Genomic DNA, 14,718 nt, shown 5'->3' with positions numbered 1-14,718 from the left:
CCACGTGTCCGTACCTCTAGTTCACCGTGGCGGGGAGCAGCTCAACGGCGTCGGGGTGCTCGGTGAGGTAGGCGCTCACCCGGTCCTCGGCGAAGGCCTTGAACAAGGGGGTGTCCGCGTCGGCGTCGAGCGTGACGATGGACTGCCCGTCCGTGGAGGTTCCCGTACCGGCGGTCGGCACGGTCATGAACCTGATGTCGTTGCTGTGGAGGTGGCGCGTCTCCAGGGCCAGGGACTGCATCTGGTTGAGCGTGAAGGACTCGTCCACGGCGACTGTCCGCGAGGCGGTCTTGAGGAAGGAGTACAGAGCCGTGGGACTGCTCAGGGTGCCGTTGGTCAGGACCCTGCTCACGATGGAGCGCATCCAGGTCTGCTGGCGCTTGACGCGGTCGAAGTCCCCGTTGGGCAGGGAGGAGCGCTCGCGGGTGTAGGCCAGGGCCTGCTGCCCGTCGAGTACCTGGGCCCCTGCGCCGAGTTCCTTGCCGGCGAGTGTCTGAGGCGTCTTGAGGTTGATGCGCACCCCACCGATCTCGTCGGTCAGGGCGACGAAGGACTCGAAGTTCGCCACCGCGAAGTGGTCGATGTGGATGCCGGTGAGGTTCTCCACGGTGTGGATCGTCAGCGAGGGCCCCCCGTAGGAGTAGGCGGCGTTGATCTTCCCCTGGCCGTGACCGGGGATCTCCACCCATGAGTCACGGGGGATCGACATGACTGAGACCGTCTTCCGGTCTCCGCTGACCTGAACGATCATGATCGCGTCCGTACGCTGGGCCCCCTCCTTCCACTGGGAGGGGTCGGAGGCGGAGGTGCGCGAGTCGGTCCCCAGGACCAGGATGTTGACAGCCGGTTCCTCGCCCGCGGCCACCTTCTGCTGCGGGGCCCGTGCGGGAATTCCCGCGAAGGGATCGGCGATGAACTCGATGCCGGAGGCGATGGAGTGTCGCACCCACAGGGCCAGGCCTCCTGTGGCCAGGGTCAGAACCAGGAAGATCGCCAAGACACTGAGAAGGGCGATCCTCCATCCTCGTCCGGGACGGCGCAGGGCGCTGCCTGCACTGCGCGCAGAGGTCGTGTCGGCCCCTGACGAGGCGGCTTCAGCATCGCCCTTTTCAATCGGACTGCTTTCGGGTTCTGGTAGGAGGGACTGAGTCATGGGCCAATGGCACCACATATTTCTCGAGCGTTTTGCCCGGAATCCCCTTGTTTTAGGAATTCCGGGCAAAACGCTCAGGAAATGAGATGCAACTGAGACCGACGCAATCTCATTGTCACCATTTCATGTCACATAAACAATATCTTTCTGGACGTTCAGAAGGAATATCGTCGGTGGTTTTATGAACGAGGAGGCACGAGCTGATACATCCACCCGTAGGGATCCTCGGCGCGGCCGGTCTGAATGGCGGTGAGCCGGTCGTGAATCTGCCGGGTGACCTCACTGCCCTCGATGCGGGCGTCGAAGCCCTCGCCCTTGAGATGCCCCAGAGGCACGACGACGGCGGCGGTTCCACAGGCGAAGACCTCACTGACCCGGCCCGACTCGATGTCTGCGAGCAGTCCCTGAAGGCTGATGGTCTCCTCCACGACATTCCGCCCGGAGTCGCGCAGCAGGCGGATGATGGCGCTGCGGGTGCAGCCCTCGAGGATCGTCCCGGTCAGGCGCGGTGTGCGCACGGTCCCGTCGGCGTCGACGACCATGAGGTTCATGCCGCCGAGCTCCTCGATGTTCTTCTGCGAGACGTCGTCGAGGAAGCAGACCTGGTCGCAGCCCTGCGCGTAGGCCTCCTGCTGGGGAAGCAGGGAGGAGGCGTAGTTGCCTCCGGTCTTGGCCGCCCCGGTCCCTCCGCGTCCGGCGCGGTGGTACTCGGTGGTCACCCAGATGGAGACGGGCTCCAGGCCGTGAGGGAAGTAGGAGCCGGCGGGAGAGGCGATGACGTAGTAGTCCACCACAGCGGCGGGGCGCACGCCCAGGAAGGCCTCGGAGGCGAAGGCGAAGGGGCGCAGGTAGAGGGACTCGCCCTCACCTGAGGGCACCCAGGCGGCGTCGGCGCGCACCAGATCCACCAGGGAGGCCACGAAGTCCTCCTCCGCCAGCTCGGGCAGAGCCATGCGCCGGGCGGAGGCGTTGAGGCGCGCCGCGTTGTAGCGGGGGCGGAAGGTCCACACCGATCCGTCCTCGTGCCGGTAGGCCTTGATGCCCTCGAAGACCTCCTGGCCGTAGTGGAGCACAGCGGCGGCCGGGGACAGGCTGAGGCTGCCGTAGGGAATGACGCCGTAGTCGCCCCATCCCTCGCCCTGCCTCCAGCGGGCGTGAGCCATGTGGTCGGTGAAGGCGTTACCGAAGTGGAGACTCCTCAGGACCGCTGCCCGTTCGTCCTCGGCGAGGGGTGAGGGGTTGGCGGTCAGGGGGAATCGACCGGCGAGCGCATCGGCCTGCGGGACGGGGACCTCGGCGGCGCGGGCCAAGGAGGTGGATGCGAAGTCGGTTGAGGTGGCGTCTGTCTCGGGCATAGGTCCACCCTACCGCCGAGGCCACAACTCGGACACGACCTTCCCATATGCTGGCAGGCGGGCGGGCTCAGAGCTAGGTTCCGGCCATGACTTCCGTTCGTCGTCCCTCGGTCAGTACTCGCCGAATGGGTGCACGAGCCCGGTTCGCCCGGGCGGCGGTGGCCGGCACAGTCCTCCTGACCGGGGTGAGCGGATGCGCACAGGTGGACCTGGATCAGCTCGCCGGGTCGGTGTCGGGGCCCGACTCCCCTTCTACGGCTTCGCAGTCCTCGACGGCTCCGTCCCGGATGGTGATGCCCACCGCGCTGCCGACCGCCCAGGCCACGGCGGCAGCCGCGCTCACGGTCAGCTTCCCGGACCTTCCCGGCTACACCGCCTCCACCGCGTCCCCGACCGCCACGAGCGCCCTGCACGGGAGCACCACCCCTACCGGGCCCGCGACGGCGTCAACCCCGGAGGCATCCTGGTCGCGCTCCTACGCCTCGACCTCCTCCGGATGCCAGGTGAGCGCCGAGGTGACCAGCGCAGCGGCGCTGCTCGTCTCCGGCGGCGATGACCGCGCCCTGTCCGAGCACTGGTCCGCCTCCTTGGCGGGGACCTACCCGGACTACCGGCAAACCGGTCGAGAGGAGCTCACGGCGACGAACCGCTCCGCACCCTATGCCGGTATCGCCACCGCCTTCAGCGCCAGCCTCCGTGGTTCCCGGGTCGCGGGGAGGGCCTTCGTGCGGGTGTGGTCGGCCGACGGCGCAGCCGTGTCAGTGACCCAGGTCTGTCAGCAGGGGGTCTTCGACGAGGCGGCGTGGGACGCCGTCCTTCGCGGCGTCGCCGTGAACGGCCTGTCAGGTCAGTCCCGCTGGCCCACGAAGGCGGCACCCGGGTCTGAGACGCCGGCTGCCTCCACCACCGGATGACCCCGTCTCATCACGGCCCCTGAGACTGCTCCCCTCACGAAGGCGGCCCCTGGGCCGGTTCAGCGGAGTCCTGGGGGCCCGATGGCTCGCTATCGGACGGGGCGCCGACCTGAGCGGGAGACTCGGGCTCCCCCTCCCCCGGCCGGTCCGCCCCTGCGGACTCGCCGTCCCCTCCCCTGCCAGGACCTCCTGGCGGGCTCTCCTCCCCGGGCGCAGCCACCTGGTCCTGCCCGGCTGAGGAGCGCCGGGCCGAGACCGCGGACTCGGCCGCAGCCACGGCGTGACGGAGGTTCGTGAGCGCCGTCGTGATCGCCTCGACGTCCTCGCCCTGCATCGCCTGGTCGAGCGCCGACCTCGCGACCTCGAGGCCGGTGGACTCGGCCTGACTCAGGTCGCTCGCCACAGCTCCGACCCTGGTGGCCAGCGTCGCGGCCTCCGCGGCGGCATCGCTCCGGACCCGGGAGAGCGACAGGGCCTCCGTGATGGCGGAGCGTTGATCCGCTGCCGCCACCGCGGTCGCTTGGAAGGCCCGTCCCCGCGATCGGGTGGCGTGCGAATCCGCCTCAGCCAGGAAGGCGGACATCTCGGAGTCGGTCAGTGGGGCGTCGGTCAGGACGTCGCAGCCGCACAGGCCGGTGAGGCCGGCGAGCAGGAGGCAAACGGCTGTCCGACGTCGGGGACCGAGTAGCGACATACTCGGAATGTAACGGCCCGCTCGCGCACTGCGATCACGCTGCGGACACGAAGAGGGCCATAGGGTCTCAAAGCGATGACGTATCGGCCCCGGCCGTCACCGCCTCGGCGATGGCGTCACCGATCTGGCTGGTGGAGCGCTGGGCGCCGCCGCGCCGAGTGGCCATGTCCGCAGTGACTCCGGCCTCGACCTTCGCCGCGACCTCGGGCAGCCCGAGGTGGTCGAGCATGAGGGCCACCGCACTGATCGTGGCAGTCGGGTCCGCCTTGCCCTGACCGGCGATGTCCGGGGCCGAGCCGTGGACGGGCTCGAACATGGAGGGGAAGGCCCTCTCGGGATTGATATTGCCCGAGGCCGACAGTCCGATGCCGCCGGTCACGGCGCCGGCCTCGTCGGTGAGGATGTCGCCGAAAAGGTTGTCGGTGACGATGACGTCGAAGCGGCCGGGGTCGGTCACCATGTAGATGGTGGCGGCGTCCACGTGGCAGTAGTCGACGGTGACCTCGGGGTACTCGGTGCCGACGGCCTCCACGGTGCGCCGCCACAGGTCGCCGGCGTGGACGAGCACGTTGTGCTTGTGGACGAGGGTGAGGTGCTTGGCCGCCCTGGCCTGGGCCTTGGCGAAGGCGTAGCGGACCAGGCGCTCCACCCCGTAGGCCGTGTTGACGCTGACCTCGGTGGCGATCTCGTGCGCCGTGCCCTGGCGCACGACGCCGCCGTTACCGCAGTAGAGGCCCTCGGTGCCCTCGCGCACCACGACGAAGTCGATGTCGCCGGGATCGGCCAACGGCGTCGGCACGCCCGGGTAGTACACCGAGGGACGCAGGTTGACGTAGTGGTCCAGGGCGAAGCGCAGACGCAGGAGCAGACCGCGCTCGAGCACACCGGAGGGGACGGAGGGATCGCCGACAGCTCCCAGCAGAATGGCGTCATGGGTCTTGATGGCCTCGAGATCCTCGTCGGTGAGGGTCTGGCCGGTGCGGTGCCAGCGCTCGGCCCCCAGGTCGAAGGTGGTGGGACGGACCGTGACCCCGGTTCCCTCCAGCGCTCGCTCGAGGACCTTGAGCCCTTCGGGGACGACCTCCTTACCGATGCCGTCACCCGGGATTACTGCCAGCTTGATGGTCTGCGTCATGGGGCCACCTTAGGGCAGGATCAGGATGCGAGACAAAGAGTCCGCATGACGGATGTGCGCACTCGCGTCTCGACCGTCGGTCGGTTAGTCTGTTTCCGACACACCAAGGAGGAGCCATGCCGCGCATCCACCGCCCCACCGCGCAACGTCGCGAGGAGATTCTCGACGCCGCCCACACCCTGTTCACCACCAAGGGCTTTCAACCCACGACCATGGAGGACATCCTGAGGATCGTGGGCATCGCCAAGGGGACGCTCTACTACCACTTCCCCAGCAAGGAGCAGATCCTCAAGGCCCTGGTACTGCGCATCGTCCACCAGGTCGAGCAGCAGGCCCGCGAGATCGCCGCCTCATCGGCCCCGGCGGCCGACAAGCTCGCAGCGATCATGAGCGCGATGAGGCTGGTGGACACCGAGACCGAGCTCGTCGACCAGTTCCACGCGCCGGGCAACGCGGAGTTCCACCTGCTGTCCATCACGGCGATGATCGAGCACCTCACCCCGGTCCTGGCCGAGGTCATCACCCAGGGGGTGGCCGAGGGGACCTTCACCACCGAGCGTCCCCATGACGTCATCGAGCTGCTGCTGAGCGCCTCGGGCATCCTCCTGGACCAGGACATCATGAAGCCCAGCCCCGCTGAGCTCGCCCGCCGCCAAGAGACCCTCATCTGGGCCAGTGAGACCCTCCTGGGTGCCGCGCCCGGCAGCCTCGGCTTCCTGACGAAGGCGGAGCCATGAAGCACGTCGGACTGCTGGTCCTGGGTTCCCTCATCAACTCGCTGGGAACGGGCCTGAGCGCCTTCGGCCTGGCCGTCGTCATTCTGCGCACCTACGGAACGGCATCTTCAGTGGCAGCCGTCCAGATGAGCGCCTTCGCCCCCATTGTTCTTCTGGCACCCCTGGCCGGGGTCCTCGCAGACCGCTACGACCGCCGCCTGATGATGATGATCGGTGACGCCGGCTCGATTCTCGGGCTGGGCGTCATCCTGTCGGCCCTGTCCTCGCCCCGGCCCTCCTTGGGCTGGATCTGCGCAGGAGCCGTCACCTCCTCCTGCCTGGCGGCCCTGACCGAGCCGGCGCTGCGGGCCAGCGTCACCGACCTGGTGACCGAGGAGGACTACGTGCGCTCCTCCGGTCTGCTCCAGCTCGCCTCCGCTGCCAAGTACCTGCTGGCGCCGGCCGCGGCGGGGTTCCTCATGCCTCTTGTCGGCCCCCGGGGTCTCGTGCTGCTGGACGCCAGCACCTGCCTGGTCACCGTGGCGTGCACCATGACAGTGCGCCGGGCTCTGGCAGCCGGCGCCTCGCAACGTGCAGCGTCCCAGCCCGGTGACGACCGCGACGTCATGGCGGGTTGGAGGACCATCACCGCCTCCCCCGGTCTGCGCGCCCTCGTGGTCCTCATGACGCTGGCGACCCTCGCCATCGGAGTCATCCAGGTTCTCATCAAGCCGATTCTCCTGCCCACCGTGAGCACCGCCGAGATGGGGGTGGTCGAGACGGTGGCCGCCACCGGCATGCTCGTGGGCGCGGCCCTGGTCACGGCCTGGAAGAGCGCCCAGCCCACGACGCTGCTTGCCGCAGGGCTGGCCGGGACCGGCGCCGCCATGGCGCTGGTCCCCCTGGGGCCGGGCGCCTGGTGGGTGGCCGCCTGCGGCTTCCTCACCTTCGCCTGCCTGCCCCTGTCCCAGGCGGGTGCGGAGGTCCTGGTGCGCACGCAGGTCGACAACACTCGGCAGGCACGCACCTGGGGCACGATCAGCCTGGTCACCCAGACGGGTTACCTGGTGGCCTACCTGTGCTCCGGAGTCCTGGTGGACCATGTGCTCCAGCCCCTGCTGGAGCCCGGACGGTCGCTGTCCACCAGCGTGGGAGCCGTCGTCGGCATCGGCCCGGGACGCGGCGCCGCCCTGCTCGTGGGCCTCATGGGCGCGGTCATGGCCCTGGTGGCTCTCACCGTTCGCCTCCAGCGACGCCAGCTCGCCTCACCCCAGTAGTGGCGTCGCACGACGTGGGCGGTGCCCCGATGACGTCAGGCCATCGGGGCACCGCCCGTTGTCAACGGATCACAAGTCCTCAGCGGGCCACGGAGCCCTCCGTGTAGTCCTTGTCGACGTCGGCGCGCCAGGCGAACATGGAACGCACCTCGCGGCCGGTGGCCTCGATGGGGTGCGCCTCACCCTCGGCCCGGAGCTTCTTGAACTCCGGAGCGCCGGCGGCCTGGTCGTCCATGAAGCGCTTGGCGAAGGTGCCGTCCTGGATGTCGGACAGGACCTCCTTCATGTGCTCCTTGACCTCGGGGGTGATGACGCGCGGGCCGGAGACGTAGTCGCCGTACTCAGCGGTGTCGGAGCAGGACCAGCGCTGCTTGGAGATGCCGCCCTCGTTGATGAGGTCCACGATGAGCTTCATCTCGTGGCAGACCTCGAAGTAGGCCATCTCGGGCTGGTAGCCGGCCTCGACCAGGGTCTCGAAGCCGTACTGGATGAGCTTGGAGACGCCGCCGCACAGGACCGACTGCTCGCCGAAGAGGTCGGTCTCGGTCTCCTCGCGGAAGGTGGTCTTGATGGCGCCGGCGCGGGTACCGCCGATGGCCTTGGCGTAGGACAGGACGAGGTCCCAGGCGGTGCCGGAGGCGTCCTGCTCCACGCAGACGAGCACGGGCACGCCTCGACCGGACTCGAACTCGCGGCGCACGGTGTGGCCGGGCCCCTTGGGGGCCACCATGACGACGTCAATGTCCGCGGACGGCTTGATGTAGCCGAAGTGGATGTTGAAGCCGTGGGAGAACAGGAGGGCGGAGCCGGCCTTGATGTTCGGCTCGATCTCCTCGCGGTAGAGGGTGGCCTGCACCTGGTCGGGGGCCAGGACGGTGACGACGTCGGCCCAGGCCACGGCCTCGGCGATCGGCTTGACGGGCAGGCCCGCCTCCTCGGCCTTAGCCACAGAGGAGGAGCCCTCACGCAGGCCGACAACGACCTCCACACCGGAGTCGCGCAGGTTCAGAGCGTGAGCGTGCCCCTGGGAACCGTAGCCGATGACGGCGACCTTCTTGGACTGGATGACGGACAGGTCGGCGTCGTCGTCGTAGAACTTCTCAGCTGCCATGATTGCTTCTCACTTCTCCTTGAGTTGATCGGTGATGGATCGTGGGCCGCGCGTGATCGCCACGGCACCGGACTGGACAATCTCTTTGACACCGTACGGCTGGAGAGCCGTCAGTAGAGCCTTGACCTTGGATTCTGAGCCGATGGTCTCAATGACCACCGACGTGGGGGCGACGTCCACGACGTGGGCCCGGAACAGGTCGACGACCTGGAGCACCGCCGTGCGATTGGCGTCATCGGCGTGCACCTTGATGAGGTAGAGCTCGCGCTCGACCGAGGTGTCGGGGTCGAGCTCGACGATCTTGAGGACGTTGACCAGCTTGTTGAGCTGCTTGGTGACCTGCTCCATGGCCAGCCCCTCGGCGTCGGCGATCACCGTGATGCGCGAGATGTCCTCGTGCTCGGTGGGCCCCACGGCCAGGGAGTGGATGTTGAAGCCCCGGCGCGTGAACAGCGCCGAGACCCGGGTCAGGACGCCGGGCTTGTTCTCCACCAGGACGGACAGCGTGTGCTTCTCGCTCACGGCGCTCACTCCTCTTCCCACACCGGGCTCATGCCGCGGGCGTGCTGGATCTCGTCGTTGGACACCCCGGCCGCGACCATGGGCCACACCTGGGCGTCCGCGGAGACGATGAAGTCGACGACGACGGGGCGGTCGTTGATGGCATTGGCCTGGGCGATGACGTCGTCCAGGTCCTCCAGGCGCTCACACCGCAGCCCAACGGCCCCGTAGGCCTCGGCCATCTTGACGAAGTCGGGAATCCGCTTCGTTCCGGCCCCGGTATGCAGGTCGGTGTTGGAGTAGCGCTGCCCGTAGAACAGCGTCTGCCACTGCCGCACCATCCCCAGCGAGGAGTTGTTGATGATGGCGACCTTGATGGGGATGTTGTTGAGGGTGCAGGTGGCCAGCTCCTGGTTGGTCATCTGGAAGCATCCGTCCCCGTCGATGAGCCACACTGGCCGGTCGGGGCAGGCCTCCTTGGCACCCATGGCGGCGGGCAGGCCGTAGCCCATGGTGCCAGCGCCGGCCGAGTTGAGCCAGGTGTGCGGACGGCGGAAGGTGAGGTAGTGCGCCGCCCACATCTGGTGCTGTCCCACGCCTGTGACCCAGATGGTGTCCTCGGAGGCCGCCCGATCAAGATGGGTGATGACCTCCTGGGGCTGAAGCAGTCCGTCGTCGGTGTCGGTCCAGCCCGTGGGGTAGGTGGCCTGGATGCGCTCGATCTCACGGCGCCACGGGGCGATGTCCACCCGCCCCTCAGCGGCGACGTGGTCGCGGAACTCAGCGCTCAGCGCGGGAACGACGTCGGCCAGGTCCCCGACGATCGGGACGTCGGCGGTGCGGATCTTGGAGATCTCGGCGGGGTCGACGTCGACGTGGATCACCGAGGCCTTGGTGGCGAAGGTGTCCGGCTTGCCAGTGACCCGGTCATCGAAGCGGGCTCCCAGACAGACGACGACGTCGGCCCGCTGCAACGCCCCGACGGCAGCCACGGTACCGTGCATGCCGGGCATCCCCAGGTTAAGCGGGTGCTCACTGGGCATGACGTCCAGGGCGGTCAGAGTGGTGACGAAGGGCGCTCCGATGAGCTCGATGAGCTCGGTGAGGTCCTCGGTGGGAACCTGCGCCCGGTTCAGGCCACCGCCCAGGTAGAGGACGGGTCGCTCGGCCGCGGAGATCACCTCGGCGGCCTGAGCCAGGCGCCGTTGGTTGGGCTTACCCGGCAGGCGGTAGCCGGGCAGGTCCCGGGCCGGGGGCCACACGAACTCGGTGAGCCCCTCCTGGGCATCCTTAGAGATGTCGATGAGGACCGGACCGGGGCGTCCGGTGGAGGCGATGTGGAAGGCCTCAGCCACGCACGGGACGATGTCCTCGGCACGGGTGATGAGGAAGGAGTGCTTGACGAAGGGCATCGTGGCCCCGACGATGTCGGCCTCCTGGAAGGCGTCCGTCCCGATTCCGCGGCTTCCGACCTGCCCGGTGATGGCCAGCATGGGCACGGAGTCCATGTGGGCGTCACCGATGGGGGTGATGAGGTTGGTGGCTCCAGGGCCGGAGGTGGCGACGCACACCCCGGGGCGACCGGTGACCATGGCGTATCCCTCGGCGGCATGACCAGCACCCTGCTCGTGGCGCACCAGGACGTGACGGATCTTCGTCGAGGCGAGCAGGGGGTCGTAGAAGGGCAGGATGGCGCCGCCCGGCATCCCGAAGATGTCTGTGACGCCTAGCTCCTCCAGCGCGCGCACCAGAGCCTGGGCGCCTGTCATGACCTGGTGGTCCTGACGTGCGGGAGCGTCTTCGCGTGTCATCGCTCGCTCTCCTTCTCCGTGCCTACCGTCCGGCGACCTGCCGGGTAATGAACGTTAGATCAGTCTCTGCGCAGAGTCATAATGAGACGGCGGCGATCTCACATCGTGGAATCACGGACCCGGTGGCATGTCGGCGGCATGGAGGATCCCCACGCGCGAGGCCCGATCCGCTCCCCCGGTGAATCACGGACCTTAGTAGGTCATCATCGCCTGCGGAGATGACACAATGCTGCTGTTACTCCTGACAAAACAACCGCTGCATCACTCTCAGCAGCGATTCGGAAGGCGGAACTAGCGACGTGGCTATGGTCCTGGACTATCTGTTGGACAACCCGGTTGTCATCGTCCTGCTCATGGTTGGCTCCGGAATGCTGCTCTGGCGCGCCAGGCGCGGGAGCATACGCGTCCCGGCAGCGGCTCTCCTGATCGGCAGTACCGCCCTGTTGATCTGGAAGGTGGCTCACGCCAACATCCTCCACCATCTGGCCGGGAACGTGGTGCTCGTGCTGTTCGTCCTGGTCGGCACCGGGATGTTGCTCGGGCACGTCAAGATCAAGGGAGTCAGCCTCGGAGCAGCAGCGGTGCTGTTCTGCGGCATTGCGCTGGCGGCCTGGGGAACGGCAGCCGCCACCCCCATTGAGGTTCCCAAGGAGCTGGGAACCCTGGGGCTGGCGATCTTCACCTTCGCCATCGGCATCCAGTCAGGGCCGAACTTCTTCCACGTCATCCGAACCGCCGGTGGACCGCTGGCGCTCCTCCTGGGCATTCTGGGCGTGGCGGCCCTGGCAGCCGTGGGCGTGGGACGTCTCCTCGGGCTCAAGGCGGCGATGATCGCGGGAGCCTTCGCCGGTGCCGTCACGAACACGCCCGCCCTGGCCGCAGCCGGTAACGCCGCCGCCATGGCCGGAGACAAGGGCGGACCGGGTGACGCCACCGTCGCCTATGCCGTCACCTACCTCTACGGTGTCATCGGCATGCTGTTCTTCTGTCTGCTGGCGCTGCGCTACCGGCGCAGCGACAAGGACACTCCCTCCCCTCTCATCAACCGCACCATCCGGGTGGAGCGCGAGGACGGCCCGCTCCTGGGCAACATCGTCGAGACCATCTCGGGACAGCTGCGGTTCTCTCGTCTGCGCCGGGGTGAGAAGGGGCCGATCACCCGGCCGAAGAATGACGACCGGCTGTACAAGGACGACCTCATCACCGTCGTCGGCACCCAGGACGCCGTCAACCAGGCGATCAAAGCGGTGGGCCACGGCTCCTCGCACTCACTCATTGAGGACCGCAAGTATCTCGACTTCCGCCGGATCACGGTCTCGGACCCGAAGCTGGCCGGCCGTACCATCGGTGAGCTGGATATCGACAGCCGTTTCGGGGCAACGATCTCGCGGGTACGCCGCGGCGACGTCGACATGGTGGGCACCCCGGACCTGGTGCTTCAGCAGGGAGACCGGGTGCGCGTCGTCGGCCCGACCGGGCGCATGAAGGATATTTCCACGTACTTCGGCGACTCCTCGCGCGGCCTGTCCTCTATCAACCCGGTGGCGCTGGGCCTGGGGATGGCACTGGGCATCTTCATCGGTGAGTGGAAGTTCCTCACCCCCACCGGAGCGACCTTCTCCATCGGATCGGCTGCCGGGACGCTCCTGGTCGGCCTCATCTTCGGGCGCATCGGCCGTATGGGGAGGTTCGTGACCGCCATGCCCTTCACTGCCACGGCGGTGCTCTCGGAGTTCGGGCTCCTGGTCTTCCTGGCCCAGGCGGGCACGAAGGCCGGTGGGGAGATCGCGCACGCCTTCACCGGTGGTGACTGGTGGAGGATCTTCGTCACCGGTTTCGTCGTCACCACCATCGTCGGACTGGGGATCTACGCCTCCATGCGCTGGATCGTCAAGATGGGTGGCACTCGCCTGTCCGGCCTCATCGGTGGTGCACAGACCCAGCCCGCGATTCTGGCCTTCGCCAACGAGCGCACCGGCGCCGACCCGCGGGTGGCGCTGGGGTACGCGATGGTCTACCCCGTGGCGATGATCGTCAAGATCTTCATTGCGCAGGTCCTCGGCGGGCTGTGACCCGCGCACCGCAGGCTCGCCGGTCTCGCATCATCGATGGTGGCCCGTCGCTGTATGTCAGCGGCGGGCCACCATCGTCCGTCTCAGGCGAGCACAGGCCGAGGGTCAGTCCTCCAGCGGCTGCTCCACCGCCTCAACGTGTGTGCGGGGCAGCGTGATGTGCCCGGAGGTGGCGACGTCGTGACGCCAGTTGTGGTCGGTGATGATGCGCGCCAAAGCCAGCCCCACACCGATGGCGGTGATGACGAAGAAGACCTCAGCCAGGTTCGTGGCCGCCTCGCCGACGTCGACGCCGAGCTTGTCCACGGAGAGCGTGTTGAGCGCGGAGATGGCTCGGTAGAAGGGGACTCCGGGGATCATGATGACGACGGCGGGAACGGACAGAGCCACCCGGGACAGGGAGGCGCGGGAGACGAAGAGCTGGGCGAGCAGGCCGATCGTGACCGCGGCCAGGCCCACTGCGAGCTGCCATGGCACGTGGAAGACGTCAATGAGAAGCAGTCTGCCGGTATTAGCCAAAGCCCCGACCACTGCAGCCAGCATGCTGGCCTTCACGCCTGCGTTGAACAGCATGGCGAATCCGTAGGCGGCGATGAAGGAGCAGAAACAGCGCAGAACGTAGAGGAGAGGACCGTCGAGCGTGCTGCCGCTGGCCGCGGCAACATCCCAGCGGAAGATGAAGGTCACGGTCCACACGGCGACGCCGGCCGCAGCCATGACCATGAGCACGTAGGCGCTGCGTGACAGGGCCGAGGAGAAGTCCTGTCGGAACAGGTCGAGCATGGCGGTGACCATGGGGAAACCAGGAATGAGGAAGAGGATCGCCGAGATGATGCCGCCCTGGTGGTTTCCCGCCACCGCGCCAGTGGCGTTCAGGACTGTCACGATGCCCATGTAGGTGCCGGAGGCCGCAACTCCGCAGACGAGCCAGGTGAAGAAGTGCTGATAGTGGCGCTCCAGCATCTGCCGGCGAACGAACTGTCCGAGGAATGCCGCGACGAGGACTGTCAAGCACTCCACCCAACCGCCCTTGTTGAGGAAGCAGAATCCGGCACAGGCCACGCCCGAGGCTGCCGCGTTGGTGAAGGCGTTGTAGCGCGCATGCATCTTCTCGACCTGTTGAAGCTTGGCCTCGAGGTGCTCGACGGTTTCGTGGGCTCGCAGGTCGTGGACGATACGGCGCAGTGCCTCTAAGCGACCGACGTTGACGCCGACCCGACGCACTTCGCAGGCCTCGGTACGGAAACGGTTGCCGACGTAGGAGGAGGTGACGATCTCGGTCATCGTCACGGTCGCCTCGTGGCGGTCGAGCCCAACAGCCGAAGCGGCTCTGGCCATGGAGGACTTGATGCGGTAGGAGCCGGCACCGGCAGCGAGCATGAGCCGTCCCAGGTGCAGCACGACGTCGGACTGTTGCATGAGCCGATCGGCATCGAGACTCGGTTCGTGGCCGTTGTCCGATGGAGTGGCAGGGAGGTCGCTATGAGTCACAGAGACAATGGTGCACCGTTTCGCATCCCGCTGTCAGTTCGGTCCGGGTATCTCTCGGTTTCAGATACTGGAGTGCGGGGTGTTGTGGGGTGGTGTTGCGTGTCTTGTTGGTGCGAGAGCATAAGTGACTGGCCCGGAGCCGCTCGTGGCGGTTCCGGGCCAGTTGTGTGGTGTGTGCTCGGTGGTGTCCTACTCTCCCGCACCCTGGCGGGTGCAGTACCATCGGCGCTGTCAGGCTTAGCTTCCGGGTTCGGGATGGGTCCGGGCGTTTCCCTGTCGCTGTGACCACCGAGACGACTACATGGGCAGTGCGTCAGTGTGTTCCTTGATTCTGTTGTCGGCTCGCCTCTCAACCCGCACACGCGCTTGCGCGTGCGTGTGTGGTTGGTGGTTGGGTTGGGTGTGGACCGTATAGTGGACGCTCGCGTTTACCGTATCACTCACCCCCCACCGGTACTCCCAGGCACGCTGGGCGCGTGTGATTGGGG

General features: G+C 67.4%; 12 protein-coding genes and 1 rRNA gene. 4 read left to right on the top strand and 9 right to left on the bottom strand.

From position 1 onward, the window contains the following. Positions 1-16 precede the first annotated feature (16 nt). Positions 17-1,153, bottom strand: coding sequence for an LCP family protein (locus JJJ14_RS04120; RefSeq protein ID WP_101558470.1), 1,137 nt, complete (start codon positions 1,151-1,153; stop codon positions 17-19). A 179-nt stretch (positions 1,154-1,332) separates the two neighbouring features. Continuing rightward, positions 1,333-2,508 carry a branched-chain amino acid aminotransferase gene (locus JJJ14_RS04115; protein WP_004565326.1) on the bottom strand — a complete coding sequence of 392 codons (1,176 nt, stop codon included), beginning with the start codon at positions 2,506-2,508 and terminating at the stop codon, positions 1,333-1,335. A gap of 86 nt (positions 2,509-2,594) precedes the next feature. On the opposite strand from JJJ14_RS04115, the gene JJJ14_RS04110 reads away from it, so the two are divergent. Next, entirely contained in the window at positions 2,595-3,422 is an 828-nt protein-coding gene (locus JJJ14_RS04110; protein ID WP_101558472.1) for a gametogenetin, read from the top strand. A 34-nt stretch (positions 3,423-3,456) separates the two neighbouring features. Here the strand turns inward: JJJ14_RS04110 and JJJ14_RS04105 are convergent, their stop codons facing one another. Both JJJ14_RS04105 and JJJ14_RS04100 read right to left on the bottom strand, forming a co-directional pair. Then, positions 3,457-4,116, bottom strand: coding sequence for a hypothetical protein (locus JJJ14_RS04105; protein WP_201444758.1), 660 nt, complete (start codon positions 4,114-4,116; stop codon positions 3,457-3,459). Positions 4,117-4,183: 67 nt separating this feature from the next. Continuing rightward, on the bottom strand, positions 4,184-5,251 hold the full coding sequence (locus JJJ14_RS04100; protein ID WP_009405925.1) for a 3-isopropylmalate dehydrogenase: 1,068 nt from the start codon (positions 5,249-5,251) through the stop codon (positions 4,184-4,186). Positions 5,252-5,367: 116 nt separating this feature from the next. Between JJJ14_RS04100 and JJJ14_RS04095 the strand changes: the two genes are divergently transcribed. Together JJJ14_RS04095 and JJJ14_RS04090 are read left to right on the top strand one after the other, a co-directional pair. Then, a complete protein-coding gene (locus JJJ14_RS04095; RefSeq protein ID WP_075415218.1) occupies positions 5,368-5,988 on the top strand; it encodes a TetR/AcrR family transcriptional regulator in 621 nt (206 codons plus the stop codon). Beyond that, entirely contained in the window at positions 5,985-7,244 is a 1,260-nt protein-coding gene (locus JJJ14_RS04090) for an MFS transporter (protein ID WP_201444757.1), read from the top strand. The genes JJJ14_RS04095 and JJJ14_RS04090 overlap by 4 nt, the downstream gene beginning before the upstream one ends. Before the next feature lie 79 nt (positions 7,245-7,323). Here JJJ14_RS04090 and ilvC read toward each other — a convergent pair whose 3' ends face one another. Genes ilvC through JJJ14_RS04075 form a run of 3 tightly spaced genes read right to left on the bottom strand, consistent with a single transcriptional unit; the run spans position 7,324 to position 10,667 of the window. After that, on the bottom strand, positions 7,324-8,355 hold the full coding sequence (gene ilvC / locus JJJ14_RS04085) for a ketol-acid reductoisomerase (protein WP_101558477.1): 1,032 nt from the start codon (positions 8,353-8,355) through the stop codon (positions 7,324-7,326). Positions 8,356-8,364: 9 nt separating this feature from the next. Further along, positions 8,365-8,877, bottom strand: a complete 513-nt coding sequence (gene ilvN, locus JJJ14_RS04080) for an acetolactate synthase small subunit (protein WP_003784785.1) — start codon at positions 8,875-8,877, stop codon at positions 8,365-8,367. A gap of 5 nt (positions 8,878-8,882) precedes the next feature. After that, positions 8,883-10,667, bottom strand: a complete 1,785-nt coding sequence (locus JJJ14_RS04075) for an acetolactate synthase large subunit (RefSeq protein ID WP_101558478.1) — start codon at positions 10,665-10,667, stop codon at positions 8,883-8,885. 305 nt (positions 10,668-10,972) lie between these two features. On the opposite strand from JJJ14_RS04075, the gene JJJ14_RS04070 reads away from it, so the two are divergent. Beyond that, a complete protein-coding gene (locus JJJ14_RS04070; RefSeq protein WP_236592937.1) occupies positions 10,973-12,739 on the top strand; it encodes an aspartate:alanine exchanger family transporter in 1,767 nt (588 codons plus the stop codon). A gap of 105 nt (positions 12,740-12,844) precedes the next feature. Here the strand turns inward: JJJ14_RS04070 and JJJ14_RS04065 are convergent, their stop codons facing one another. Further along, positions 12,845-14,230 (bottom strand): threonine/serine ThrE exporter family protein, encoded by a 1,386-nt coding sequence (locus JJJ14_RS04065; protein ID WP_201444755.1) that lies wholly within the window; start codon positions 14,228-14,230, stop codon positions 12,845-12,847. A gap of 176 nt (positions 14,231-14,406) precedes the next feature. Beyond that, positions 14,407-14,523, bottom strand: a 5S ribosomal RNA gene (gene rrf / locus JJJ14_RS04060). Positions 14,524-14,718: the final 195 nt, after the last annotated feature.

The sequence above is a fragment of the Actinomyces sp. HMT 175 genome (genome assembly GCF_016694895.1).
Taxonomy (GTDB): Bacteria; Actinomycetota; Actinomycetes; order Actinomycetales; family Actinomycetaceae; genus Actinomyces; species Actinomyces oris.
The sequence above is the reverse complement of the archived record's forward strand: the minus strand, read 5'-3'. Positions and strand labels throughout refer to the sequence as shown.

Excerpts from the sequence above, each read along its gene's own strand:
- JJJ14_RS04120 (WP_101558470.1), bottom strand. The coding sequence starts at position 1,153 with ATGACTCAGTCCCTCCTACCAGAACCCGAAAGCAGTCCGATTGAAAAG.
- JJJ14_RS04115 (WP_004565326.1), bottom strand. The coding sequence starts at position 2,508 with ATGCCCGAGACAGACGCCACCTCAACCGACTTCGCATCCACCTCCTTG.
- JJJ14_RS04110 (WP_101558472.1), top strand. The coding sequence starts at position 2,595 with ATGACTTCCGTTCGTCGTCCCTCGGTCAGTACTCGCCGAATGGGTGCA.
- JJJ14_RS04105 (WP_201444758.1), bottom strand. The coding sequence starts at position 4,116 with ATGTCGCTACTCGGTCCCCGACGTCGGACAGCCGTTTGCCTCCTGCTC.
- JJJ14_RS04100 (WP_009405925.1), bottom strand. The coding sequence starts at position 5,251 with ATGACGCAGACCATCAAGCTGGCAGTAATCCCGGGTGACGGCATCGGT.
- JJJ14_RS04095 (WP_075415218.1), top strand. The coding sequence starts at position 5,368 with ATGCCGCGCATCCACCGCCCCACCGCGCAACGTCGCGAGGAGATTCTC.
- JJJ14_RS04090 (WP_201444757.1), top strand. The coding sequence starts at position 5,985 with ATGAAGCACGTCGGACTGCTGGTCCTGGGTTCCCTCATCAACTCGCTG.
- ilvC (WP_101558477.1), bottom strand. The coding sequence starts at position 8,355 with ATGGCAGCTGAGAAGTTCTACGACGACGACGCCGACCTGTCCGTCATC.
- JJJ14_RS04075 (WP_101558478.1), bottom strand. The coding sequence starts at position 10,667 with ATGACACGCGAAGACGCTCCCGCACGTCAGGACCACCAGGTCATGACA.
- JJJ14_RS04070 (WP_236592937.1), top strand. The coding sequence starts at position 10,973 with ATGGTCCTGGACTATCTGTTGGACAACCCGGTTGTCATCGTCCTGCTC.